We start from the raw sequence: 24,075 nt of genomic DNA, 5'->3' as shown, positions 1-24,075 counted from the left end.
TGCCATAAGCAGTAGATTCTAAAAACGCTTGGCGGACAAGGTAGGCTAGTTTGTTTGGATTATGCGGATTATCCCTTTCAAAAAGTGGGCTTAGATAGGGGCTATGTAGCTCTTTTAAGCCTTCATCGCCTTTGCGATTACTCCACTCATAGCCTAAGAATCTTTTCTGCTCTTTGCTATCACTTGGGGCTTTGATGATGATAGGGGCTTGGTTGCGACTTAGAGAGAAATAGAGTAATTTATCTTTTTCTATCGCTCTTGCGTAGGCTAAAAAGGCGTTGTGTGCTAAGGCGTCTTTGTCTTTAGAATCTTTATAGGCTTTAGAATCTAGCAGCTTTTTATACTCACTTGTTTCTTTAAAGGCAGCGTGGTATTCTTTAAAGGCTTCTAGCTCTAAAAGCTGTGTTGTATTTTTAGTATTTTGCGCCCTAAACCCCGCAGCCCACCCATTTGGTTGAGATTCTAAACTTCCATTTAAAAAGCTCTCATACTCCCCTTTATCAAAGCCCCTAAAATCACAATACGCATTAAAGGCGTTTATGTAGTCTTTATAAGGCTCATTTTGTGATAAATGTCCGCTTTCTATGTAGTTTTTGATATTGCTATAATCTTGTGAAATGGTTGTGTTTTCTGGTGTGAAATTTTCCTTTTTGCGTAAGAATAAAATAATGGTATTTGTGCCTGTCGCTCCAAAAGTCCCGCTGCCTAGCTCCACGATAGCGATAAAGTCAAAATTGATAAGCAATATCTCTCTTGTGCTTTTATAAATGCCATCTTTGTTTAAAATAGAGCTTGGCAGGATAATGGCGGCTTTGGCATTGTCTCTTAAAAGCTGGTTTGCTCTCTCTATAAAAAAGCATTCAATGGCGTTGTTTGTCTCTATATTTATCTCATTAGTAAAAAGCGTGTAGGTTTTTTTGGATTTAGCACTTAAGGTCTCTAAAAAGCCCTTGACAGAATAAGGGGGATTAGCGATAAGTAAATCAAAGCTGTGGTTATTGATTTGAGGCTTTTGCTTGTTGCCTTTATCTGTTTTGGGATTTTCTAGCTCGTGTGTGGCAAGGGCGTCTGCATAAAGGATATTGATTTCATTTTGTCCATACATTGCAGAGGAGACTTTTGCCACTTTACTTAGGCGGTATTCTTTCTCAATGCCATAAATTTGTTTGTAATGCTCTTGTAAATCCTGCGTGGCGTAGCGTTTAAGCTCGTTTGCATAAGTGTTTAGAAAATGTCCCGCCCCACAAGCAAAGTCAAGCACTTTTAAGGGTTTAGAAGCCTTTGCCATAGAATCTAGCGGTAAGGCATACATAATAAATTCACAAATTTGAATCGGGGTGAAAAACTGCCCTTCATCTTGCTTCATACCCTTTTGTAAAAAAAGCTCAAAAAGATTGCCTAAGAATTGATTGGTGGAATTTTGCGTGAGTTTGTAGGGAGAAAAAAGCTCGATGATTTCTTTTAACACTATGGCATTTTGTAAAAACAGCTCTTTATTATGCACTTCTAAAAAGGCAAAGTCATTGTTGGAGTAGAATTTCAACTCTTTGATATGCTTTTGTATTTGTGCTTTTAAATCTGTTGCGTGGAGTTTTTTAAAGGCTTTTTCTATATCATCATTAGAGACAAAGGTAATTTCTTCGCCTAAAAACTCACTCATCGCTTCTTTGTAAAGGAGCATTAGCCTATCTTGCATATTGGCATAAGTATCTGCCATAACGCCAAAATAGCCAAATTTAAGATTGTTTTTATTAAAGCTTTCATCATAGATTTTACAAAGAAAGATATTTACAAGTTTGTCAAAGGCATTTTCCTTGCCTGAAATGTTGTGTTTGCGTAAAATCTTGGCAAACTCGTGGTATTTACCCTCTTCTTTTAGCTCTTGTAGCTTGTCAAAAGTTAGGATTGTTTCTAAAATCCTATAAGCATTAACATCATTTTCAAAAATGCCTTGTGTGAAAGATTGTAGTTTATAGCTCTCTTTCCATACTGCAAAAAGTTCAGTGTTATTGCTTGCTTTTTTGTAAGATTTTTCTATATCGTTTTCTTGCAAATATTCATCATTATCAAAGGCTTGGATAATGTAATTTTGATATTTGATACTTTTAGATTCTTGGTCGTGCTTTTCTAAATCGCTAGTGTAAAGGCACAGGAATTTTGTAGCTTTTTCTTGCTGAAAATAGCTAAAAAGCTGTCCGCCGTTATTTTGCATTCTCTCCCATTCTTTGCTAAATTCGCTTTTAGTTTTATTGTTTTCTTGTGTGGTTTTACATTCTATAATGAGATAAGTGTTGTCTTGGTTATCACGCACTAAAATATCAGCTTTACCACCTTTTAGTTCTCCGCCCAATCGCCATTTTTTCTCTAATTCTAGCGACTCTGCCTTATAGCCTTTTTCTAATAATCTATGCACACATTCAAAAACGACAAAATTTTCAGGGTGAGAGAAGTTTGAAGTCGTGGTGTCATTGATTTTTATGCCTTGTGGATAGATAAGCTTTTGATTGGTAAAATCTACTTGCATTATGTAGGAGTTTATGGTCTTTGTGTAGATATTTGCTTGTTTAGATTCTAGACTTTTAGAATCTAGCTTTTTGTCCCCCGTAGAGAGAGCTTCAAATCCCAAAATCTCTAACACTTCTTTTAAATTTTGCTGTGTAATCATTAAACGCCTTCATAAATAAAATTAATAAACCATTCAAAACAGAATCTAACTTGCTAAATTACTATCTGCAAATCACTTCCCTTATTTACCCAAACACCCTTTTAAAGATAGAATCTACATTTTTTGTGTAGTAGCTAAACTCAAAACATTCGCGGATTGCTGCTTCACCGATAAGTCCTACAAGTTCGCTATCCGCTAAAAGATATTGCAAATATAAGCTCTCGCCCTTATCGTTTAACGCACTTTTCCCCCCTTGCAAATCACCCCACACTTTCATCGCATTTCTTTGCACGATTTTATAGGCGTCTTCGCGTGATACGCCTTTTTTAGGTAGCTCTAGTAAGATTCGCTGTGAAAACACAAGCCCACCTGTAAGGTTGAGATTTTTCATCATATTTTTTGGATAGACCACTAGCTTTTCAAGCAGTCCTTTTAAACGCATTAGCATAAAATCTGTGGTGATAAAGCTATCTGGCAGGATAAATCGCTCCACGCTACTATGGCTGATGTCTCGCTCGTGCCATAGTGCTACATTCTCCATTGCGGGCAGGGCATAAGCGCGTATCATTCTGCAAAGTCCTGTGATGTTTTCACTCAAAACCGGGTTTCGCTTATGCGGCATAGCCGAGCTTCCCTTCTGCCCAGATTCAAAATACTCTTCTGCTTCATAGACTTCTGTGCGTTGCAGGTGTCGCACTTCCACAGCGATTTTCTCACAGCTACTAGCCAAAAGGGCTAAATCACTCATAAGCCTAGCGTATCTATCCCTTTGTATCACTTGATTACTCACAGGGGCTGGTTTTAGCCCTAGCTCTTTGCACACTAGCGTTTCTAGCTCCATAGGCGTATGGGCGAGATTCCCCATAGCCCCGCTTAGCTGCCCCACAGAGATGACTTCAAGCGTAGATTCTAACGCCTTTAAATGTCGCCCTAGCTCATCATACCAAATCGCTAAAACTAGCCCAAAGGTGATAGGCTCTCCGTGGATTCCGTGGCTTCGCCCTACCATTAGCGTGTCTTTATGCTGATAAGCCCTTGTCTTTATCGCTTCTCTCACTTGCCTTATATCATCTAAAATAATCTTTAAGCTATCTCGCATTTGCAGTGCCACAGCGGTATCTATGCAATCGCTAGAAGTGATCCCATAATGCACCCATCGGCTCTCTTCACCCAAGCTCTCCGCCACAGAAGTGGTAAAAGCGATTAAGTCGTGTTTGGTAACCGCTTCAATCTCATCAATCCTAGCGATGTCAAATTTCGCGTTTTTACATATCTTTTCACAATCGCTATCAGGGATTAGCCCTAGCTTATTCCACCCTCTAACTAATGCCTTTTCTACCTCTAACCACGCGGAATACTTGGCATTCATATCCCATAGCTTTTTCATCTCTTCTCTTGCGTATCGCTCTACCATATCATTTCCTTAAGTTGTGTTTATAAACCTAGAAGTGTAGCAAAAAGTTTTTAGTATCATTTAAATTATGCTTTTTAGAATCTTGTTAGTCTGCAGCAAGTAGATTTTGTGGTGAAATTTACTTGATAAAATGAGAAATAAAGTATTATCTCTTTTGCAGGTTAAGCTGGTGATTTTTACAGATTCTGTAATGTCTGATCCAGTTATACCTTTTAGGCACTTCTAAATTTTACTCAAAGATACTTTCACAATCTTTTTATTAACACTTTCTGCAGAGTCATAAAATTTATGTGATGTCATCAATGCTAGATGCATATACTATCTTTGCAATACAACATTATTTGTTAAAGATTCTATAACCTCATGTAAAAAGTTGCATACTGCGGCTTTGTCTTGTTCTTTTGTGTTGCCTAAGGTTGGGTTAAATTCACTCAGCTCAAAGGCGATGATTTTATGTGAAAAAGATTCTATAATATCTTTAGTAAGCATGATTAGCTCTTGCATATACAGCCCATTTGGCTCGTTGCAACCTGTGCTTTGAAACTCACTGCAATCAAGCACATCTATATCTACACTCACATAAATCTTTGTGCTTTGAGTTAAGACTTCTTTCATCTTTTCTATGCAGTCTGCCCTGCCCTTTTGTAAAGATTCCACACTAAAGACACATATATTTTTAGAATCTATAACATCTTGTTCTGCTTTCTCTAAGCTTCTAATACCGCAATACACGATATTTTCTGGTTGTATAGAATCTTTTGAAATATTCATTAACTTTTCCCAAGATTCTTCTTGTGATTGTGTGAGTGTGTTTTTATTTGGGGCTTTATGTCCTATGATGGCGGCTAAGGGCATACCATGCAAATTACCGCTAAAAGTGCTAAAAGGCGTGTGAATGTCTGCATGTGCGTCAATCCAAATTATGCCTATTCTCTCATCTGGTAGCGCATTTTGAATGCCTTGTGCTACTGCCAATGCACTTGAGTGATCCCCACTAATAATAAATGGGAAATTATTCTCACAAATAATCCCTTCAGCCCTTTTAGCGACTTTATCTTTAAAAAAATCATACAATACATCAATATGCTTTGTATAGTCATCTTTTTTTGCTGGTGGGATTGTGCTACTATCTAAAGAGAGATAATTTTTATCATGCAAAATAGCAAGATTCTTCTCTCTCATATACTCACATAGCAACGCAACACCTTTTGCTGAGCCAAGCTTCCCCCCTGCAATATCAGAAGCTATTCCTAGAATCTCTATCATGCCCTACCCTTTTAATATTAATGTGTCTCTTTTGTATGAAGCAATTTTCTTTTCATAAAAGCTAAAGAGACTAATATAAAAATTAATGCCAATGAAATGAAAATAAGCCTATTTACACTATCACCCTCACCTTGAGCGTAAGCGTGCATACCTGTGCCAAGATAGAAATTCACCCCAAAATATGTCATCAAAATGCTAGAGAAAGCAAGCACTGCAAGGACATTATAAATATAAGGCAAATAAAGCGGTTTTAATAATCGCACATGCAGCACACACGCATACACGCCAACAGAGACAAGCGACCAAGTCTCTTTAGAATCCCAACCCCAATATCTACCCCAAGATTCATTCGCCCATACACCACCTAAGAATGTGCCAACAACAAGCATTAATATCCCAATAATCATACTCATCTCACTGATCGCACTTAAGGCAAGAATGGCAGAATCTACTTGTGGTCTTTTCTGCTGATTACGGAAGATAAAAAGGATAAGATTTGTAATGCCAAGCATAAAAGAAAGTCCTAAGAAGCCATAACTTGCTACAATTACTGCAACATGGATATTAAGCCAATATGATTGTAAGACGGGCTGAAGATTGCCAATTTGTGGGTCCATAAAGCCCCAATGTGCTACCATTAGAGCCATACCCGCAAGAAAGCTAGCCCCACACATAGCAAAATAAGACTTACGCAAGATAATAACACCTGATAAAGCACTAGCCCATGCGATATAGAGCATAGATTCATAGGCATTACTCCATGGAGCATGTCCGCCGACATACCAACGCAAAATAAGTCCTAAAGTATGTGCGACAAACACACAAAAAAGCAAGATATAGCAAGTTTTGCCAAGCCATTTTGGAATCTGTTTATTACTCAAAATCGCAATAAAAGCTATGAAAAATAATAACATGCCAAGTGCTAAATAAAAGTATTGTGATACTGGAAACACATCTGTTTTATTGAGAAAAAGTTCAGATTCTACAAGCGTGGGATTAAGATACAAGCTACCACCTACAAGGGCTTGATAGCGATTGTAAAAGAGAAGTGTTTCATTTAACTTCTCCCATTCACCTAAAGCAACACCTACGCGTGTTTGCAAACGAAAATCTTCTAAGAAATAGACAAGCAGTGTTAGCTCTTTTCTATCCTCTGGATTACTTTGCTGAATTTGTGCTATATCAAGCATATTTGGATTACCAAAAGGTATCCACGAGTCGCCATCTGCTGGAATTAGTCGCAAATAATGCCATATTGAAAATGGCATAAGCAAGTCCATTTTCTCATGCAATCTTAAGATTTGCTTATCAAACTCATTGCGTTCAGAATCTCTTTTTTTAAGTGCCGTATTTACAAAATGATAAAGCTTATATGCTTTCTCAAACTTCTCCAATCTCTCTGCATTAGGCGATATACTAAAGGCATATACATCGTTTAATCTATCTTTGTGAAATAAATCTTCAAACGATACATAGCTATCTCTAACGCCCAAAATATCAAGTATTTCTTTATTTGTTACTTTGATTAACCTTAGCTTTGCCATATCCTCTGGCATAGTCATAAGTCCTAGTAAAAACTGATTATGCTTTAAGCCCTTAAACTCTTTTTTACCTGTAACTTTTCGCATAATCTCATCACTATAAGTATCAAGCAGTTTAATACGCCCATCAAAGCCTTGTATCTGTATCTTTGCAAAACGCTTTAAAGTCTTATTAGGGATTTTTTTGAGCCCCTCTATTCTCTCTCTTATAGCTTCATCGCTCATATCTGCAAAAATGGGGGCTATTTTTTCTGCACTTTCTTTGCTTGTTGCAATATGTGCTATGAAATCTTCATTTGCTTGTATATATTTTTCCCTTAGCTGCTTGTCTAAATGTGATTTTTTCTCACTATTAACACTATCTAGCGATTTTTTGCGGGGTAATTCTTGTGAGAATTTGCTTGTATCAGATTCTATATTCTTAGATTCTGCATTTGCATATAAAGGTGTGCTTAGTTGAAATAAGGCTAATCCGCAGAAAATAAAAGCAATGCTTAATACCTTTTGCGATTTTACATAATTGCTTAACTTTCTAAAGCGAGAGTCATTGTCAAATAAAAGCCATAAAGCCCCTAGAATTAAAAGCGTATAGCCTATATATGTTGGAATCTTTCCGGGGTCATTATTGACTGAAAGAATCGTTGCCGCATAAAGTGGCATTCCATTTTCATCGTGCATTTCCTTGCCTTCTTCATCTCTTTTTACACGATATTCACTTTGGAAGAATCTATATCCCTTGTAGTCAAGCACATTATTCATAAATATCTTAAATGGATATTCGCCATATGTTTCATCAATCACACGCACATAAGAAGCAAAGCTTGATGGCATTTGTGAGCCCGGATAATTTATCACTTCAAATTTATCAAGCTTTAATTCAAATGGAAGTTGTATAAACTTTGGTCCCCATGAAAGCGTAATAAAGCGATTGCCAAAACGAGCAATTGCCCTTTCACCGCGATTTGATAAAAGCATGGTATGTGTGATACCATCATAGGTTACCTCAAATTTTGCTAAATAATGATTCTCTCTTTTTTTCGCATCAATCTCTTTGGGATCTATCTCTCTATTCTCATTTTTTGCTTGTTCAAAAAGAGAGCTTAAAGAATAGTTAATAATAGAAACAGATTTAATACTTAAAGGCTTATCAAAAGCCTCTTTTGTATCTAAGCTAAATTTTGAGAATCTCACATAAGGACTAAGTGAAATATCATAACCTTTTTTAAAGCTATCGAGCGGCAAAATATCACTTTGTGTGCCATTCTCCCCGACATCATTACTCACAAGCACATTTAAAAAGTTATCCCTAGATTCTATAAAGCTACTACTTCCCCCATCTTCTAGCACCATATTGCCCTCAAAGCCATAATAACGAGTAATACCAGCCCCCATAATAATCACAATCAAAGCAAAATGGAAAGTATGCACGCTGACTTTAAAGCCATTATATTTCACACTCTTTAGCATACAGCCAAATAGACTAAGCCCAAGCCACGCATTAAGTAACTCAAACCACCATGACGCATAAATCACATCATGTGCGACAATAGAGCCATACTCTTTCTCTACAAAAGTAGCCCAACCGATTGAAGCCGCATAAAGCACCATGAGAAAAATGCTAAGAGGCATGGACGCAAAAAGATTATTCAAAAGTGCCTTAAACAATACAGAAAGTTTTGCCATAATATCTCCACTTACAATTCACTACAAAAGAGATTCTCTAAAAGTTTAACCCTAAAAATTTAATTTGCCCTGCGTGTATTGCTCTATAAACATAGCCATACGCTTTTCACTATTTTTTTCATCACCATAACCTTTGTTTTTTACAAATTGTAACATGGCATTAAAATAATTAGGATCATATCCATCAAGTTTTAGAATCCTAGTCCCATCACTCTCAAGCCATATAATAAGTGGAGTTTTCACCGCACCATAATATCTTGCTAAATCATCACTTTTTAGACTTTTTTGCATATAGGCTACTTCATGTGTTTTGCTATAACTCGTATTTACATAATAGGTTACAAAGTTATCTTTTATAAAGTCATGCAATTTTTGATTATCACGCATATCTTGTTTTAATATCTCGCAATATTTACAATTATTCACACCAAAGATAAGCATAATAGGCTTAGAATCTGATTCTATACGCACATTATTGCTGATAATATCTTCTAGTCCCTTATATCCAGCTACATCGATATTTTCTAGCTTTGTATCTAGCTCTTTTGTACTTTGTTCTCCATCGCTAATTGAGATATTACCATCTTTACAGCCAGACATAACACAGCAAAAACCTAATATTGCTATACTTAAACTTTTCTTAAAAACTTTATTCACAACAATCCTTTTTGTATTTAATAAACCTTTAACGCTTTTTAGACCTTAGTCGCCCTACCCTATTTTATAGAATCTTATCTTGATTTTATAGAATCTTATTTTGCACCTTTTGCTAAATCCTCTTCATATTCTAAGAATCCAGCCACACGCTCTTTTGGGCTATTATAATTTTTCCAAATATCATTATAAATAAATTCTAATAAATGGATTATCCTTTTCTCCCCGGGGAATCCAGCTACACGCATAATCTCTTTACCATCAGTGCTTACAAACACGATTAAAGGCAGGGATTCTAACTTATAGAGCCTTGCGGTATCAAGTGAGCTTAACCCAGAGAGATTGAGATAGGGGATAGAGTGCTTTTTCTTATCGCTTAGATTGATATAGTAAGGCAAGAAATTTAGCGTAATATAGCCTTGTATCACATCATTACCGATTAAACTTGCACTCAAAATACTACAATGATAGCAATCATCTTTGCCAAAGACTATCATCACAGGCTTATCACCAAGCTGAATGCTTTTACTATTAAGAAAGATAGAATCTAAATCATCATCTATATTCACATTCGCCACTTCTTGCTTTGCCATAGCATTTTCATTATGATTTGCATTTGCTTGCAAGATTCCAAACACACCAAAAACTAACAAACATAAAAGCATTGTGCGTATCTTACATTCCATCTTGATACTCCCTTTATCCACAAAGCATAAAAGCTTGTATTCTACAATCTTAAAGGAAATAAAGCTTTAATAAACTTGCTTAGATTCTATGTTTAAAATGCAATAAGTTACCAAACTATAAGGCAAAATCTCTAGCTTAGATTCTATATTTTCAGATACTTCATCTAAGGCTTAGTTATGACAAATTTAAATTCTAAGCTTAAATACTTCACTACACTTTAATCATGATAAAATACATTGTCATTTTGAGTTTGCGTAGCAAACGAAAAATCTCTATGCGTGTCATTTTGAGCCTTCCGCCTCCCTCTTGTCATTTTGAGTCCTCTCCCCTTTGTCATTTTGAGCCTTTGAAAAAGGCGAAAAATCTTTTTTAGATTCTATTGTGGATTCTGTATTATGAGATACTTCGCTACGCTCAGTATGACAAGGTGGAAAGACTTTTGATATGACAAGTGGGGACATTGTCATGACTAAAGCGTAGGCAAAGTATCCCTTTATATTCCTTAAACCATAATAATACCTAAGCAAATATTGCTTTTAATAACATATCCCGCATTGCTTGGAGATTCTGAATCTGCTTTGTGTTGTTTTCAATCTTATTTTGAATACCATTTAATTGTTCGTTCAGTATTCTTATAATATCTGTATGCGGAAGGTGTATATTAACTGCTTTTAATGCTGCGATAGTTAAAGCTTGTTGAGTGCTACCAATAGCAATGGAATCTAACTTTTCTTTTCCTTGTGGGGATTTAAACCAATAAAACAAAAATAAGCTTGTAATGTTTTTAAAATTTTTAAACCAAGTTAGATTACCATCTTTAAAATAAAACTTTTTATCCTTTGGCACAAGATAGGGAATCCCCAAAGTCCCAACTGAAGTGAGCAGAATATCATTTGCTTGTGGCACTCCAAATTTATTTGCTATATCGTTGTATTTATTTTCATCAATAAATAATTCATTTTGTGGATTATTGCCCTTGCTAAATTCTATAATTTCTTTACTTCTATAAAAGGGGATTCCATATTCTACATATTCGCTATAAAAAATTCTTTTGCTTGAAGTGATTTCTGCAACTTCCCCAAGCCTTACTTCCTGCCATTGCTCTTTATGGAGAGATTGTAGAAAAGGTTATAAAGAGAGAGATTCCAAAGGTAAATCTAAGCTAGATTTTGTGTTACAAGATACTTCGCTACGCTCAGTATGACAAGGAGGAGAGTCGGTATGACAAGAATAATAAGTATGGCAGGGGGACAAGGCTTTTGTATGACAAGTGCAAGATTCTAAAGATTTCATTACTACGCTCCGTTATAAATTTTAGACACTTCGCCTAAAGGCTCAGTATGAAAAAATATATTCTCTTTTTTTCGTTGTCATTTTGAGCCGTAGGCGAAAAATCTTTTTTTTTTTTTAGAATCTTTTTAGATTTCATAATTTTAGATTTTTCGCCTTTTTCAAAGGCTCAAAACGACAAGATTAGATTCTGTATTATGAGATATTTTCATTCCCACCTATAATCTCTAAATTATTTAGAATCTTTTCACTTAAGATTCTCTTTCAAAATCAAAGTCTTCATCATCTTCTGCCAAGCCCACATAGCGACCGGGTGTGAGGACATAGCCTAGATTTGCTATCTCTTCTTTGCTTACACTTTTACAAAAGCCTAGAATATCGCTATATTCCCCACTTTGCTGCTCTTGTGCCTTTTGCCATTTGTGATAAGTCTCTGTGATTTTAGCAATATCACTTTGAGTTAGAATCCTATTTTTGCGATTGATGAGTTCGCCTAGACTTCGCGCGTCAATAAAAAGCGTGTTGTTATGGGATTTATTGCGTTTGATAAACCACAGACACGCTGGAATCTGCGTGTTTAAAAAGAGTTTTGCAGGGAGATTGACAATACATTCTATAAGGTTAGATTCTATTAAGTTTTTGCGGATTTGCCCCTCTGTGCTTGTGTTGCTTGTAAGAGAGCCTTTCGCAAGGACAAATCCCGCCCTGCTTTAAGAAAGCTAAGATTCTATATCTTTGCCTAGCTCATACAGCCCATTTTTAAGCACAATCTCATTGCGATTTGTCTCAATTAGCCCTTGTGTTTTTAGCTCTTTTATCACTCTTGTAACTGCCTCTCTGGCACTGCCGATATTGTTTGCTATGCTTTCTTGACTTGCTTCTACGCGGTTATTTTTGGCATTGCTTAGTAGAAACTTTACTACGCGATTTTTAAGACTTTTAAAGGTTACATCATTAATGGTGTCAAAGGCTTGTTTTAGGCGTTTAGAGACTAAAAAGAGATTAAAACGCATAATAGATTCATTTGTGTGCGTGAGTGTCTCAAAAATCTTATTTGGCAGGATAAACACGCTAGAATCTTCCATAAACTCAAGCACCACATCAGCCTTAATGTTTGATAAAATACAGCTTGTAGAGATGATACAGCTTTCCTTATCGCTTATGGTAAAAATGGTGATTTCCTTAGCATTGCTTGAGACACTAAAAAAGCGAACTTTCCCGCTTAAAACATACAAAAAGCCTAGCAACTCATCGCTATCTGGGTAGATTCTATATCCTTTTGTGTAGGCTTTTACAATACCCTTATTCTGTAATACTTCAAGGCTTCTCTCATCGCCACATATTGTGGTATTTATCTGCGTTAAAATCTCTTTAGATAGTGGTTGCATATTTTCCTTTTGTGATAAAATCGCTTGAATTATAACTTAAAAAGGTTAGTGTTGAATCGTGCATAAAGATAGATCTTAGCTATCTGGCTAAACAAAAAAAGGGGATAAGTAAATTTTTAGATCCATTGTATTAAGAAAGCATTGTCTCTTTGTCCATAGTTGCAGATCAAAAACTAAAAATGCTCTACTACACCCAAATAACAACCGCTGGAATCCAAATCTATAACTAGAAACCACATTATATTGCCGATATTTAATTCCCTATCCAAAACCACCTAAAAATTATATCTCAATTCCGCATAGTAGTTTCTACCAAGGGCTGGGGCATAGAGTGGGTATTTTTGATAGGTAGCATACCAAGAGTTAAAAAGATTTCGCACGCCGACATTAATTTTTACATCTTTAATGCTAAACATAGCACCTAAATCACTCAGCACATAGCCACCCTTATTCATAATATGACTTTTTCCCGCTGCATTGCTTGTGCCACTTGTAGAATCAAGTGATTGCGAAATATAGGTATTATTGAGAAAGAGTGTAAGGTTTAGGGTGTTTGTCCGCAAAATATCAGCTTCTACATTGAGAGTTGCTTTAAGCCAAGGGACATAAGGCACCATGTTGCCTTGCAAATGGGCGTTTGCGACATTTGTTTGCAATATATTTGTATAAAGCATGCCTATACTTTCACTTAGTCTTAGCCATGAAGTATCAAAAAAGCTTTGTTGCGCACTAAGCTCTGCACCCACTCTTTGTGTCTGCCCTAGATTGCTATATGTATAGGCTGTGCCATGCGTGATATTATTTACAAAAATCTCATTAAATGTGTGCGTATAAAAAAGTGTTGCAGAGATATAGCTAAAGTCAAACTCATCTTTCATACCTATTTCAGCTGTGATATATTGCTCTGGTTTAATGCCATTTGCTTCATTTTTATTTAACATGCCTTTACCACTATTTGTGCTTGACTTTGGATCGGCGTTAATCATTTGAAAAGCACTCGGGCTTATAAAGCCTAACTCCAGCTTTGCATAGGTGTTGCCTGTATCGCTGTATTGATAGCTTGGTGTGATTTCTGCAGCATAGCTTAGATTCTGTGCGTGGTCTTTGAAGTTAAGATATTCGCTAGATTCTGTTGTGTTGTTATTAGTTTTTGTTTTTTGCCAATAGTCTTGGATATTTTGCATCCAATAGTTAGAATACTCTAGACGCACACCGCCACTAAGCTTTATGGAATCTGTAAAGCTAAAGCTATCAAATGCATAGAGACTATTTGATAGCTTTATGGCGGTATTTGTGATGTTTGTTATATAATGAATCATTTGTTGTTGTGGAGCAGCCCTAAAAGATATGGTTGCCCCTCTTGCATACATAGGAAAAAAGTGATCGATATGATTTATACGCTTTGAAGATTCTAGGATATTATCAAGTCCTACTATCAGTGTATTGTTTGTCGTTGTGTATTTTGCCTTTAGATTCAGTCCTGCGGCATGATTTTGGAAACCACTAGGCTTTCCCATATCCATGATACCTGCTGGACAAAATGATCCCGTTGCCTTTGTGCTAATGCAGTATTCATACTCCATATATCTTGTAAGTGAGAATTGATAAAAGGCTAACGCATCAAAGTCTAGATTCTCACTCCATTTTGTCGTGTAGTTAAGTGAAGTTTGCAGGGAGTCATTTTGCGTTTTTATGGTGTATTCATCTGGGTTGTTTCGCTCTTTTTTATGGTGCTTTCATCTTTTGTGATTGTTGTTGAACTGCCACCATTTCTAACATTAGAAGTATATGAGAGATAGCTTAGAGGGATACTCTGCCATGAGTGTGAGTAGCTGATATTAAAGTCAAACTTTTGATTTTCAGAGGGATTATATAGGACTTGAAAAGCGGTGTAGAGATTTGTCTCATTGTCATTGCTAAAGGCTTTAATCTCACTTTTATCAGTAGCAATACCTGCAACATTACGCGCCCCGGGTGTATATCCCACACTCACATCGCCTTTTATGAATAGATTCTCACTCAATTTTTTACCACTAGCAATGCTTAAACTCCCACCTTGAATCCCCACACTCTCCCCGCTTATCGCTTTTAATACTATGCGGTTAAAATCCTTGCTTGGCATTTTTGTAACGATATTGATAATCCCACCTCTTGTGCCATTACCATACACCACAGCCCCACCACCCGGTATTATCTCTATCCTTTCTATATTCTCAATATCTATATTATTGTAGGGCGAAACGCCATGAGAGGTATCTAGCAGGGATATAGGCACACGATTGACTAGGATTTTCACCGCACGATTAGAATCTAGTCCTTGACCCCTTAAGTCTATATTATTGCCAAATCCATTGCTATTAAAAGTGATAAGGGGGCTGTATTGCAAAGCTTGATTAATGTTTAAAAACCCCTTGTTTTGCAGCTCTTCTTTGTCTATCAATACAATATTTTTTGCCTCATCTTTGAGTGGTAAATCAAAGCCTGTGCTAGAGGTTACCACAGCATTTAGTCTTTTTGTCTGTGTATCTGTATTCTCTGGTGTAGAATCTATTAATGCAGCTAGTTTGTCATTTGTCGCTATTTCATTCGCACATAAACTTTGACTTAAAGATATGCTTAGTAATGCAGCGGATAGAATGAGTTTTGAACCTTTTTGTGTTAGTATATTACACATTGAAATACTCCAAATATAAAATAAGAATTAATATTATAATTATATAAAATATTATTTATGATAATTACTTGCATAATTGAATATTAAATATTTTAAGTAAAATATGTTACTTTGAGTAACTAGATTTTAGATAGATAGGAATTGTATGAGATAAAAATATTGAGATTATGGAGCCTACATTTATTCATTCACAGGACAAGAAGAATACTGCAAAATCCCAAAAGGAATCCACAAAGATAATCGCTTTGATATGATGAAGCTAAAACAATATTTTGAACAAGGCAAAACGGAAGCGGATTTCCCACCTGATTTTTACCCATCACCTTCAGGAGTAAGACAGGCGATAGAAAATGATTTAAACATTAAACCTATAAAAGAATTTGGCACAAATTATGCCGAGCATTATCATAGTGGGGAATCTGCTATACAAAAACTCATAAGTGAAGCACAAGCACATAAAGAAAGCGGAGTTAAGGGCGAGTATAAAGGACAAGTTGCAGGGGCGTTTCATCGTAAAGAATTAGGGGATATTGATTCAGTTTGGGGGAATGATAAAATAGGCTTACAAAAAGTAGTGGAAAAACATTTAAACGATTTTGCAAACTTTGCAGGAAATAATCCTTATGAAAAAATGTCAAATGCAATAAATGAGATTATACAAAATGGCAAATTGCTTACCGAAAATGGCGTAAATACGCTATGGTATAAAAATGGCAATGAGTGTTATCTCGTGGGAATCTCAAAAGGATTTAATAAAAAAGGTGATAACAATTGGATTATAACGAGTTATAAAAAGACAAAAGGTAAAATACCTGATGAGATTAAAGGCGACACCGCGAACCTGTCCGCTTATAGCGATGAATTTAATCCTTTACTGACTTCTAAAGATGAACCTTCAAACTCTGGTGCCATTATACCACAAAATCCCACAAAAGCACAAAGCGAGTATTTTAATCCATTTATGAATGAGTATGAGAAAATTAAAGAAATTAAAAAACTCCACACACAAGATGACAATCTTATTAGAGTAATGAAAATTGAAGGCAGGAATGACTATATAGAGCCTTTAAGCAATATGAGTGTAAGCAAAGAATACCTACAAAAGCAAACAGCCCAAAGCTTAAAAGAGCAAATCACACAAGCTATTTTAGGCAACCAAACACAGCTTAAAGCCCTGCAACAAGGCTATAATACCTACCACTTAAGCCCTTTTCAAAAAGAAATATTAGAATCTGCCCTAGATATAGCAAATAATCCCGCAAAGCTTAAAGAATACAAACTACAAGGACTACAAAAACAACTCAATAATCTTAATAACAATGAATCCTATCATATAGAAAAAGGCAGGGAATACGACAAAGCTAGATACGCAAAGGATAGGCAAGAGCTAGAAAAAGAAATCTATGCGTTAAAAGGAATGGAATCTAATCCAAACATAAAAGCACAAGAAAAGGCTTTAAATAATGAAATAGATTCTAATTTCACATACACCACACAGGAAACAAAAGGCATAAGAGATTTAAGAAATGATTTAAAAGAAGTATTAAACCCTTATCTTAATAAAGAGATAGTTAATAAGGAAACAGGCATAATCGCCACCATATCCACAAAAGGATTAACCAAAATAAGTAGCAGTAAGGCTGTTGCAAAAACCATTCAAAATGGTTTTACACGAGATGAACACTTTAAAGTAGCACAAGATTTAAAAAGTTTATTTGAAAATAGTAAATTAAAAGAATCACACTCAGATACAAAGGCACGAGATGAAATACAGGCGGTGCACAGATTTACAAAATCTTTACAAATAAATGGAAGCCAAGCCGAAGCAAAAATTACGCTATTTGAAAATAATCAAGCAGGAAATAAGATTTATAGCTTAGAATTAGAAAGTTTGGAAAAGCCCACACCCTTAAGCCCTAGCACGCCCCAAACTAAAGCAGGTGTGGCGGATTTAACTCAGTCTGTTGGAGGAGACGCAAACCCAACCAATATTGCTAAATCTGTTGCCGACATTGTACCACAAAACATAAAAGATTCTATAACTATGCAAAGCAACGCACATTTAGGAAGTGGATTTTTGGGTGGAGTGATGAGCGGTAAAAGTATAGAAAGACTAGCTAAGAATCCTAAAGCAAAGGCTGTAATGGAGAGAATATATTTAAAAAAAGATATAATACCAAAAATGCAACAAGGCAAAAAAGTGGATACACAAGAAGTTATAAAAATACTAGAAACAAGCCCACAAAAAGGCGATGATAAAATCCTTATCGGTGCAGAAAACCTTAACGCTGAAGTAATTGCTTGGGCGATAGATAACAACAAGAAAATACCCATTAACACGCTTGATGAGACAAAAGCCAAACAATTAGGTTTTAGAATTCCACAAAAAACCACAAGAAGCATAACGCCAAGCGAAGTGATACATACGCTAAAAAGGCATGGCGAAAACTCACCTATGGTAAAAAATGGAAACCAAAAAGCTGTAACGCTTGATGAAATCGCAAAATACCAAAGCTATGCGGATAAAGCCGATAGAAAAACTTTAACAAAAGACCATAAGGGCAAGGAAATTTTATTAAGCGGTAAGCAAATAAATGGATATTATGTAATTGTAGAAGAGATACGACAAAAGGTTAATGAACTAAGTTTTAAAAGTATGTATTTTGAAAAAGGGGATTTAAATAAGTCAAACGCCTTTAAAAACGCTAACCATTAGAATCTAATGGCGTCCCCGACATACACGATTAACGCTGGAAACTTAGATAACGCACTAAACCTTTAAGGCTTATCTCTAAAGGCTTAACAAATCATACCACAAAATCCCAAATAAAACAAGCCCCTATATTTCAATTAAAAAAGTAAATACAATAAAAGGTGTCGCTTATGTTTTAAGCAGTTTTACGCAATAAAGCATAAGTCCCGTTATTAGCATATGCGTAGTGGGATTAACTCTAAGATAGTATATAAACAATAGGGGATATAATAAAAAAAATGCAATACAACAAACCCCCTTTAGCATTTATGGGAAATAAGAAAAACATGCTAAAACATATAAAGCGAGTTTTGCAAGATATGCAGGGCGATGGATATATAAACGATGAAACAATATTTTTAGATGTATTTGGCGGTAGTGGCTTAATCTCACACAATATAAAGCAATGGTATCCTAAAAATAGGGTTATATGGAATGATTATGACAACTATCAAAAAAGACTAGATGGCATAAGCGATACAGAGATATTAAGGGCAAAGATTTATGAAGTATTTGGTATTAATGATTCAAAAGAAAAATTCATACAAGCACAGAAGCAAGAGATACAAGACTTTCTAAAGAATACGAACAACAAATCATAGATGAGTATGCAAAAAGTGGGAAAATAAAAGGATTAAACCCACATACAGAAACTAGCATACAAACAAATAAAGATTCTGTCATGTTGAGTGCGAAGCACGAAACATCTTACTTAAATGGAAATAAAGATGTTTCGCCTATGCCTCAACATGACAATATAGAATCTAAAAGCATACAAGAAGTAATAAATATTATTGAAACAAGCCCACAAAAAGGGCGAGACATGCAAATCATCGGGGAAGCAAACTTTACTCCACAAATTATAGAATACGCACATAAGAATAATAAAAAAATAGCTATCGACAAGTTAAGCAAAACAGAAGCGGAACAATTAGGTTTTAAATATGCAGATGATGTAAGAGTAACCATTGACTATCAAGCAATTAACCACACGCTTAATCGGCATGGAGTAGAATCTAACTTAGTTAAACAAAGCGGACAAAAGCCAGTAGAATATAGCGATATAGCAAATTATAGGAATATTGCAAAAACCGCTAACGAAACATTTTTTAGTAAAGATGATTTAGGACAAGATGTAATCTTAAGTTTTAAGCAAATTAATGGACACGCAATAATAGTGGAAAGTATCCGTAAAAAAGGCAATGAATTAGCATTTAAAAGTATGTATTTTGAAAAAGGTAGTTATAAAAATTCCAAAGCATATAAAGATGTGGTGGAAAGCCAAAAGGCTAACCATTTTCAAGCTCCTTATGGTTATGAGCCACACGCTGACGCCAACACTCCGCAAATAAAAGCGGATAACCACATTATACCACAAAACCTGCCAGAAGTCTATAAGCACATGTTAGATGAAATAGACAAACAAGCAAAACAAGATTATAAAACAAGCATTGATAACTTGCAAAATGCCCTAAATGATACAGACTTTAAAGCTACATTACTGCAAGGCTACAAACAAGTAACAGATGATGCAATTGAAAGCTTAGGACTTGATAATCAACTCACAAATACTTTAAGACGAGAAACACAAAAGCTAGAATCTAAACAAAGCATAAGTTTAAGCGAAGCCATAGAATTACGCAAAAATATAAATGAAATCATGCGAAATTATGAAAAAAGCAGCAGTGATTTAAAGAAATTTAGGGCAAACAAACACCTAGATAGCATAAAAGATAATATCGATAATGCGATTAAAAACGCCCTAGATTCTAAAGTCGCACAGAATGAAGCGAACCAAATGGGTGGGGTGCGGGGTTTAGGACGCAATGAAATAGAAATAAGTCCAATTACGCAAAACAAATCTTTGCCAGAACTAAGACAGGAATTAAAAGATACACTGCTCCCAATCCTTAACAAAGATATTATAAACGAACAAACACAGGCTATCGCACAAATATCAAACAAAGGCTTAAAAAAGATGATGAGCGATAAAGCCATATTAAAAAGTATAACAAATGGCTTTACTAAAGAAGAGCATTTTGCCATAGCAAAAGATATAGAAAACCTATATAAACGAGCAAAGCATATCGCAACGCAAGATGACTTAAAAGGAAATGACACTAATTTAAAAATTCACAGATATAGTAACGAAGTGGTGATTAATGAAAAACCAGCAAAAGTATTAATAACTGCTAAAGAATATTTAGAGAATGGTAAAAAGATTTATAGTGTTGAGCTAGACAAAATCGCGTCAGTCAAGCTAAATCCCAGCGGCAAGGGCTTAACTGAATACCCAAAGTCAAAAGACATCGACACCACAACCTTCGATGCGCCCAATGGGATCCCAAATCCTACCCAAAAAACATTAACGCGTCAAGAAGCAGACGAACTTTTCTCACACTTTCAACAAGCAAATAAAAACTACGCACAAATAAAAGAGTCTTTAAATGACAAATTTGCCAAAGCCCTAACCAAAGGCATGAATAAAAAAGATTTAGATTCAAGACTTACCATAGAGCAATGGAAACAAAGAGTGCTAGACACACAATGGGGCGATTCAGTAAAAGGCTTAGAGAATACAATATTTAAAAACTTTAATCCAAGAATGCACTTAACATATTGCTATGAGTCTTCATTAATGCGTTACATTTAGGACAAATTATAGCCGCAATATCTTCAGCACCAAAACAATCACTTTTTGCTTGATGGTATTTCATATATCCGCATTTTTTACATACATAAAATACAGGTTTTGGTTGTATCATAATAATGCTCCAGAAAGTTATTTTGATAGAGTATTTGATAAGTGATTCTAGTTTCATTTTATATGGTATTCAATATGAATTAAATAATTTTATATTTTTTCAATTTCAATTAATTCCGCTTCACTCTTTCGCAGTGCCACTTGTGTGCCATTCACATATACACTATAAGTGTGTTGCCACATTGAGACATATCCAAGTTGCACAGAAGCCCCTTCATAAATACCTAGAGAATGCAGTCTTTGTGCGAGTAGATTCTGCATATTACATACAGATTTTATCCTATATGTTTCATTACGTTGCATATCAAGCAAAGTCATAATCACCACCACAATAATGTCTATTTTCAAAGTAAAAACTCTGTAAAATAGTAACATAAAAATATAAATTCGCAATCTTTATGCTACAATTTCGTTTTTAAGGTTACAATAAGCAATGAGACCTTGTTAGTGATTATGCCAGAGCGATTTATAAGGAAATATTATGAAATTTCACCAGCATATCTCTGTTTTGCCTACTTATGAAGTTGGAAAACCACTAGAGCTTGTTATGCGTGATTACAATATTGAGCCACAAAATATTATTAAGCTTGGTAGCAATGAAAATCCGCTAGGCACATCGCCGCTTGCAAAGGAAGCAATCCTTGAGAATGCGTGTAATGCATATATATATCCCGATGATTCTTACTATGAGCTTAAAGAATCTTTGGCAAAAAAATATGATATAGAAAGCAATCAAATCATTATTGGTAGTGGTAGCGACCAAATAATTGAGTTTTGCATACATGCAATTTGTGATAAAAATACTAAGGTGCTTATGGCAAAAACGACTTTTGCAATGTATGCTATCTATGCAAAGCATTGCAATGCTACTATTTTACGCACACCTGATTTTTTTCATAATCTAGATTCTATGTTGCAATATTATGAAGCACATAAGCCTAGCATAATCTTTCTATGTACGCCAAATAATCCGCTTGGAGAAGCGTTGCCTAAATCTCAAGTGATTGATTTTTTAAAAAAAATTGATAGAGAGAGTCTTGTAGTCCTAGATTGTGCGTATATGGAGTATTGTGCGTATAAAGATTCTAATTATGCGATTAGTCCTAAGGATATTATAGATTTTCCAAATGTAATTTATCTGGGGACTTTTTCTAAAATATATGGATTAGGTGGTATGCGTGTTGGATATGGTATCGCAAACAAGACTATAATTGACACATTAAATAAGATAAGACCGCCTTTTAATATCACGACTTTAAGCCTTAAAGCCGCTAGTGCTAGTCTTTTTGATGAAGAGTTTTTGCTAGATTCTGTTACAAATAATTTTAGTGAAATGGAAAAATATAAGCATTTTGCAAAGCAATATGAGATTGATATTTTGGAATCTTATGCAAATTTTGTTACTTTTATATTGCATAATAAGTTAAATTCTACTAAAATAAGCAATTTATTGTTACGGCAAGGAATTGTTGTGCGAGATTTGGCAAGTTATGGACTTAGTGCTATGCGGATTACCATTGGAATCCCACAGCAAAATGACATTGTCATACAAAAATTAACAGATATACTACAAGATTTATAAATATTTTAAGGAAGGTGAGTTTTGGATTTTAAAGCGATATTTACGCAGTTACAAAATTTAATTAAAAAATTAAATCGAAAACAACAAATTGTTATTCTTGTAACTGTTGTTGTTTTTGTTGCTTTTTTATCATATCTCATTGTATCCTCTTTAGGTTCAAAGAAAGGGGATAGTGTCGATGGTTTTGGGATTCTCTTTTCAGCTGAGAATCCAGCAGATGCAGGGTCTGCGATAAGCTATCTTAAGCAGCAAAATATCCCTTATAAAATGATTAATGACAACACTATTGCAGTGCCACAAGACCAAGTCTTTGTTTTGCGTAATGAGCTTGCCGCACAGGGCATTATAAAAGGCAGGGTTGATTATGATATTTTTAATGAAAATAGCTTTGGTGCAACACAAAGTGAATTTGATGTTAAAAAACTGCGTGCAATTAAGGGACAATTAGAAAAGACATTAATGGCATTAGCCCCCATACAAGATGCAAGAGTTGAGATTGCAGAACCAAAAGATGATGTATTTGTAAAAACTCGTGCTGTGCCTAGTGCAAGTGTAGCATTAACGCTTAGAGATGGCATGACGCTTACACAGAATCAAATCTTTGGTATTCAAAACCTTATTGCAAATTCATTCAATGGGCTTAAACCAGAAAATGTTATCATGGTAGATCAATATGGTAATCCACTAAATAAACGCGATGAAGCAACCATTGAAAACGAACAGGCATTTAAAAACTTTGCTTATAAGGTGCAGGCAGAACAAGAGATTGCAAACAAGATTAGACAATCGTTAAGCAGGCTTGCTGGTGGCACAGACAGAATGACTGTGAGTGTGAATCTAGACTATGACTTTGGTAAGCAAGAAAGCACAGAAGAGATATATAGTAAAGAATCTGCTGTTGCAAGTGAGTCTGGTAAAGAGATAGAGAGAAAGGGACTTGCACCAAAAGATCCGGGTGGCGTTCCGGGTGTTATTAATAACATTGCCGAAGTTAAAGACCTAGATTCCAATAATAGAGAAGAGTATAGAGAAAGTCAGTTTGTTAAAAACTATATGCCCGATAAAAAGACAACGACTATGCGATTGCAAACCCCCCAACTTAAACGCATGACTGTTGGTGTTGTGATTGATGGGACTTATACTGAAGAGACAAATGAAGAAACGGGCTTTATTACAATGAAATATACCCCAAGAAGCCCAGAAGAGCTTGCAGAGATTAAAAAAATTGTCGAAGCAAGTTCAGGTTATGATGAAAGTCGTAATGATATTGTAAGCGTTATTGCTGGGCAGCTTAATGCTATTGGTTCTGGCACACCACCATTAACAAACTTTGAAAAAGTAGCCCAAGCGGTTGAAAAATATCTCGGTCCATTTATGCCGTTACTACGATATGTGCTTGTTGTTATCGTGCTATTCTTCTTCTATAAAAAGGTTATTGCACCATTTGCGGAGCGTATGCTTGAAGTGCATGAAGAAGAGGAGACAGAGAAACAACCGCTATTTGACTTTGATGATGATGATGATACGCTAAACAGAGCGAATGAAATGCGTAAAAGAGTGGAAGAGCAGCTTGGCATTGGCGGTGGATTCAACGAAGATGCTGTAAAATATGATGTGTTGTTAGAAAAAATCAAAGAAGCAGTGAGAACGAAACCAGATGAGATAGCAGGTTTATTTCAAGCACTCATACGCGATGAAATCGAAATGAAATAAGG

The 24,075-nt window shown here is 35.4% G+C and carries 17 protein-coding genes and 2 pseudogenes; 5 read left to right on the top strand and 14 right to left on the bottom strand.

Going from position 1 to position 24,075, the window contains the following annotated elements; genetic code table 11:
• Nucleotides 1-13: 13 nt before the first annotated feature.
• From XJ32_RS13440 to XJ32_RS12975, 13 genes and pseudogenes are all read right to left on the bottom strand, one after another.
• A pseudogene (locus XJ32_RS13440) lies at nucleotides 14-2,665 on the bottom strand (N-6 DNA methylase); the annotation flags it as partial.
• Nucleotides 2,666-2,750: 85 nt separating this feature from the next.
• A complete protein-coding gene (purB, locus tag XJ32_RS09135) occupies nucleotides 2,751-4,079 on the bottom strand; it encodes an adenylosuccinate lyase (protein ID WP_077389234.1) in 1,329 nt (442 codons plus the stop codon).
• 318 nt (nucleotides 4,080-4,397) lie between these two features.
• A complete protein-coding gene (locus XJ32_RS09130; protein ID WP_077389232.1) occupies nucleotides 4,398-5,345 on the bottom strand; it encodes an arginase in 948 nt (315 codons plus the stop codon).
• Between the two features lie 17 nt (nucleotides 5,346-5,362).
• Nucleotides 5,363-8,569 carry a cytochrome c biogenesis protein CcsA gene (locus XJ32_RS09125; RefSeq protein WP_254422343.1) on the bottom strand — a complete coding sequence of 1,069 codons (3,207 nt, stop codon included), beginning with the start codon at nucleotides 8,567-8,569 and terminating at the stop codon, nucleotides 5,363-5,365.
• A gap of 51 nt (nucleotides 8,570-8,620) precedes the next feature.
• Nucleotides 8,621-9,226, bottom strand: a complete 606-nt coding sequence (locus XJ32_RS09120; protein ID WP_004083968.1) for a thioredoxin fold domain-containing protein — start codon at nucleotides 9,224-9,226, stop codon at nucleotides 8,621-8,623.
• A gap of 95 nt (nucleotides 9,227-9,321) precedes the next feature.
• Nucleotides 9,322-9,909 (bottom strand): thioredoxin fold domain-containing protein, encoded by a 588-nt coding sequence (locus XJ32_RS09115; protein WP_034563969.1) that lies wholly within the window; start codon nucleotides 9,907-9,909, stop codon nucleotides 9,322-9,324.
• 282 nt (nucleotides 9,910-10,191) lie between these two features.
• Nucleotides 10,192-10,371, bottom strand: coding sequence for a hypothetical protein (locus tag XJ32_RS09110; RefSeq protein WP_077389230.1), 180 nt, complete (start codon nucleotides 10,369-10,371; stop codon nucleotides 10,192-10,194).
• 58 nt (nucleotides 10,372-10,429) lie between these two features.
• Nucleotides 10,430-10,957 carry a restriction endonuclease subunit S gene (locus XJ32_RS09105; protein WP_254422535.1) on the bottom strand — a complete coding sequence of 176 codons (528 nt, stop codon included), beginning with the start codon at nucleotides 10,955-10,957 and terminating at the stop codon, nucleotides 10,430-10,432.
• 81 nt (nucleotides 10,958-11,038) lie between these two features.
• Nucleotides 11,039-11,203, bottom strand: coding sequence for a hypothetical protein (locus XJ32_RS12025; RefSeq protein WP_155761505.1), 165 nt, complete (start codon nucleotides 11,201-11,203; stop codon nucleotides 11,039-11,041).
• Nucleotides 11,204-11,395: 192 nt separating this feature from the next.
• Nucleotides 11,396-11,904, bottom strand: a pseudogene (locus XJ32_RS09100) (N-6 DNA methylase); the annotation flags it as partial.
• A 15-nt stretch (nucleotides 11,905-11,919) separates the two neighbouring features.
• Nucleotides 11,920-12,588, bottom strand: coding sequence for a Crp/Fnr family transcriptional regulator (locus XJ32_RS09095; protein ID WP_174566019.1), 669 nt, complete (start codon nucleotides 12,586-12,588; stop codon nucleotides 11,920-11,922).
• A 275-nt stretch (nucleotides 12,589-12,863) separates the two neighbouring features.
• Nucleotides 12,864-14,261 carry a TonB-dependent receptor gene (locus XJ32_RS12980; protein WP_254422533.1) on the bottom strand — a complete coding sequence of 466 codons (1,398 nt, stop codon included), beginning with the start codon at nucleotides 14,259-14,261 and terminating at the stop codon, nucleotides 12,864-12,866.
• A gap of 17 nt (nucleotides 14,262-14,278) precedes the next feature.
• Nucleotides 14,279-15,262: a TonB-dependent receptor plug domain-containing protein gene (locus XJ32_RS12975; protein ID WP_254422342.1), complete on the bottom strand. Its 984-nt coding sequence runs from the start codon at nucleotides 15,260-15,262 to the stop codon at nucleotides 14,279-14,281.
• 250 nt (nucleotides 15,263-15,512) lie between these two features.
• Here XJ32_RS12975 and XJ32_RS09085 point away from each other — a divergent pair, with 250 nt between their 5' ends.
• The 3 genes from XJ32_RS09085 to XJ32_RS09075 all read left to right on the top strand — a co-directional run bounded on the left by XJ32_RS09085 (nucleotide 15,513) and on the right by XJ32_RS09075 (nucleotide 20,667).
• A complete protein-coding gene (locus XJ32_RS09085; protein WP_155761504.1) occupies nucleotides 15,513-17,978 on the top strand; it encodes a putative barnase/colicin E5 family endoribonuclease in 2,466 nt (821 codons plus the stop codon).
• Between the two features lie 275 nt (nucleotides 17,979-18,253).
• Entirely contained in the window at nucleotides 18,254-18,616 is a 363-nt protein-coding gene (locus XJ32_RS09080; protein WP_077389224.1) for a DNA adenine methylase, read from the top strand.
• A gap of 80 nt (nucleotides 18,617-18,696) precedes the next feature.
• Nucleotides 18,697-20,667, top strand: coding sequence for a PBECR3 domain-containing polyvalent protein (locus XJ32_RS09075; RefSeq protein ID WP_077389222.1), 1,971 nt, complete (start codon nucleotides 18,697-18,699; stop codon nucleotides 20,665-20,667).
• 201 nt (nucleotides 20,668-20,868) lie between these two features.
• Here the strand turns inward: XJ32_RS09075 and XJ32_RS09065 are convergent, their stop codons facing one another.
• Complete coding sequence (locus XJ32_RS09065) at nucleotides 20,869-21,171, bottom strand: FeoA family protein (protein ID WP_254422341.1); 303 nt, start codon at nucleotides 21,169-21,171, stop codon at nucleotides 20,869-20,871.
• A gap of 88 nt (nucleotides 21,172-21,259) precedes the next feature.
• On the opposite strand from XJ32_RS09065, the gene hisC reads away from it, so the two are divergent.
• Nucleotides 21,260-22,360 (top strand): histidinol-phosphate transaminase, encoded by a 1,101-nt coding sequence (gene hisC / locus XJ32_RS09060; protein ID WP_077389216.1) that lies wholly within the window; start codon nucleotides 21,260-21,262, stop codon nucleotides 22,358-22,360.
• Nucleotides 22,361-22,381: 21 nt separating this feature from the next.
• Nucleotides 22,382-24,073, top strand: coding sequence for a flagellar basal-body MS-ring/collar protein FliF (fliF, locus tag XJ32_RS09055; RefSeq protein ID WP_005218340.1), 1,692 nt, complete (start codon nucleotides 22,382-22,384; stop codon nucleotides 24,071-24,073).
• The last annotated feature ends 2 nt before the right edge of the window (nucleotides 24,074-24,075 follow it).

Origin of the sequence: Helicobacter bilis, assembly GCF_001999985.1 — a bacterium.
GTDB lineage: Bacteria > Campylobacterota > Campylobacteria > Campylobacterales > Helicobacteraceae > Helicobacter_A > Helicobacter_A rappini.
Note: the sequence above shows the minus strand (reverse complement) of the source record. Positions and strands in the feature narration are given on the sequence as shown.

Coding starts and splice junctions, on each gene's coding strand:
- purB (WP_077389234.1), bottom strand. CDS start 4,079: ATGGTAGAGCGATACGCAAGAGAAGAGATGAAAAAGCTATGGGATATG.
- XJ32_RS09130 (WP_077389232.1), bottom strand. CDS start 5,345: ATGATAGAGATTCTAGGAATAGCTTCTGATATTGCAGGGGGGAAGCTT.
- XJ32_RS09125 (WP_254422343.1), bottom strand. CDS start 8,569: ATGGCAAAACTTTCTGTATTGTTTAAGGCACTTTTGAATAATCTTTTT.
- XJ32_RS09115 (WP_034563969.1), bottom strand. CDS start 9,909: ATGGAATGTAAGATACGCACAATGCTTTTATGTTTGTTAGTTTTTGGT.
- XJ32_RS09110 (WP_077389230.1), bottom strand. CDS start 10,371: ATGTCCCCACTTGTCATATCAAAAGTCTTTCCACCTTGTCATACTGAG.
- XJ32_RS12025 (WP_155761505.1), bottom strand. CDS start 11,203: ATGAAATCTTTAGAATCTTGCACTTGTCATACAAAAGCCTTGTCCCCC.
- XJ32_RS09095 (WP_174566019.1), bottom strand. CDS start 12,588: ATGCAACCACTATCTAAAGAGATTTTAACGCAGATAAATACCACAATA.
- XJ32_RS12975 (WP_254422342.1), bottom strand. CDS start 15,262: ATGTGTAATATACTAACACAAAAAGGTTCAAAACTCATTCTATCCGCT.
- XJ32_RS09085 (WP_155761504.1), top strand. CDS start 15,513: ATGATGAAGCTAAAACAATATTTTGAACAAGGCAAAACGGAAGCGGAT.
- XJ32_RS09080 (WP_077389224.1), top strand. CDS start 18,254: ATGCAATACAACAAACCCCCTTTAGCATTTATGGGAAATAAGAAAAAC.
- XJ32_RS09075 (WP_077389222.1), top strand. CDS start 18,697: ATGTTGAGTGCGAAGCACGAAACATCTTACTTAAATGGAAATAAAGAT.
- hisC (WP_077389216.1), top strand. CDS start 21,260: ATGAAATTTCACCAGCATATCTCTGTTTTGCCTACTTATGAAGTTGGA.